General features: G+C 67.4%; 4 protein-coding genes. All 4 read right to left on the reverse strand.

The window, feature by feature from the left end; all coding sequences use genetic code 11:
• Positions 1 to 289: PulJ/GspJ family protein (locus LPZ50_RS24680; protein ID WP_329957703.1), on the reverse strand; the 289-nt coding region annotated here is incomplete at its 3' end.
• Positions 286 to 681: a type II secretion system minor pseudopilin GspI gene (gene gspI, locus LPZ50_RS24685; RefSeq protein ID WP_230665470.1), complete on the reverse strand. Its 396-nt coding sequence runs from the start codon at positions 679 to 681 to the stop codon at positions 286 to 288. The genes LPZ50_RS24680 and gspI, both read right to left, overlap by 4 nt.
• Complete coding sequence (gspH, locus tag LPZ50_RS24690) at positions 668 to 1,159, reverse strand: type II secretion system minor pseudopilin GspH (protein WP_230665471.1); 492 nt, start codon at positions 1,157 to 1,159, stop codon at positions 668 to 670. The genes gspI and gspH overlap by 14 nt, the downstream gene beginning before the upstream one ends.
• Positions 1,131 to 1,559, reverse strand: coding sequence for a type II secretion system major pseudopilin GspG (gene gspG, locus LPZ50_RS24695; RefSeq protein ID WP_329957704.1), 429 nt, complete (start codon positions 1,557 to 1,559; stop codon positions 1,131 to 1,133). The genes gspH and gspG overlap by 29 nt, the downstream gene beginning before the upstream one ends.
• Between the last annotated feature and the right edge of the window lie 144 nt (positions 1,560 to 1,703).

The following is a 1,703-nucleotide window of genomic DNA, read 5'->3' on the forward strand; positions in this document are numbered from 1 at the left end:
CGGCGGACCGCGCCACCTGTATGCCGGGCGGCAGCAGCGTGGCGGCGCCGCCTTGCGCCGGGGCGCCGGAATAGGCACGGTTCAGGTCGCGCTCGACCTGACCCAGCGTGCGCAGGATCTCGGCCTGGTCCTGCGACTGGTCGTTCAGCCAGTCGCGCGCCGATGACACGTTTTCCAGGCCCCGCCACGACAACAGGCTGACCAGCGCCATCAGCGCGATGGCCACCATCACCTCGATCAGCGTAAAGCCCCGCTGGCGCGCGGGGCGGGCAGGGCGGCGGCGCATCATCGGATCTGCGACACCAGGCCGGTCAGTTCTGCCAGCGTGGCGTCTTTCTGGCCGGCATCATGCACGCGCACCGTCACCTGGCGGAAATTGCGGTTCAGGGAATTGCGCACCTCGAGTTCGCAACGCAGGTCCAGCCTGCCTTGCGGACAGGGGGTGCTTTGCGTGCCGGCGCGCGGAAACGCCTGTTCCAGGCGCATCTGCGCCAGGGCGTTCTCGGCGGCAACCAGGGCCAGCATCTTGTTGCGGATGGCGCGATTGTTGTCCAGCATGACCTGGGTGGCGCGCATGGCCGCGCCCATCGCCACGGCAATGATGGCCAGCGCCACCAGCACTTCGATCAGCGTGAAGCCTTCCTGCCCGCTCGCCGGGCGGCGGCGTTTACTGGATTGCATAGCCGCCCGCCGCGTCGCGTTCGATGCGTACCGTGTCGCCGCCGGACGCCAGTTCCAGCACCAGCGGATCGCTGATCCATTCGGTGCCGAAAATGACGGGGCGGGCCGGGTCCAGGCGCATGGCCACCGGCGGGGCCCGCCAGGCCTGGGGGCGCAGCGCGGCATCCTGTTCGAAGCGGTCGGGCGCCTGCGGGCCGTCGTCTTGTGCGGACAGGCGCGGCGATCTGCCGCGGCGTTCGAATGACCAGCCCCGTTCGTCGGCGCGCCAGCGGATGACGCGGCCGTCGCTGCGCGCTTCACTTTGCGCGACCGCGAACGCGTCCACTAGGCGCTGCGCGTCTGACTGCAATGCACGCGCCGAAGAAGACGCCACCGACAGGCTTACCATGGACGCGGCGATGGCGATGATCGCCACCACCACCAGCATTTCGATCAGGGTGAAACCGCGTTCAGATGTCCCACGAACCGATGTCGGCATCGTCTTGCTCCCCGCCTGCCTTGTTGTCGGGGCCGAAACTGAACACATCGATCTCGCCCTTCACCCCAGGATTCAGGTACTGATACGGATGGCCCCAGGGGTCGTTGGGCAGGCGGTCCAGGTAGGGCCGCCAATTGCGCGCGCCCTCTGGACGTTGCACCAGGGCTTGCAAGCCCTGCGCCGTGGACGGGTAGCGGCCGTTGTCCAGGCGATACAGCTTCAGCGCCTGCATCACGCCGCTGATGTCTTGCTGCGCGGCGACGCGGCGTGCCTGGTCTGGCCGGTCCAGTACGCGCGGTACGACCAGGGCAGCCAGAATTCCCATGATCACGATCACCACCATGATCTCGATCAGTGTGAAGCCCTGTTGCCGGGCACGTGGCCGTTGAAGCTGACGCACGAACTTTCTCCGCGTAATGATGCAAAGCAGGCATGATGCGTCAGAAATATGACAGTAATACTGTCGCCACGCTATCAATCCGCCGGCACGATGCCCATGGGCGGGGCGGCATGCGCGGGCGCCGCCACGCGCAGGCGCGACCCG

Source organism: Bordetella petrii, assembly GCF_020991325.1.
Classification (GTDB): Bacteria; Pseudomonadota; Gammaproteobacteria; order Burkholderiales; family Burkholderiaceae_B; genus Bordetella_A; species Bordetella_A petrii_E.

Excerpts from the sequence above, each read along its gene's own strand:
- gspI (WP_230665470.1), bottom strand. The coding sequence starts at position 681 with ATGCAATCCAGTAAACGCCGCCGCCCGGCGAGCGGGCAGGAAGGCTTC.
- gspH (WP_230665471.1), bottom strand. The coding sequence starts at position 1,159 with ATGCCGACATCGGTTCGTGGGACATCTGAACGCGGTTTCACCCTGATC.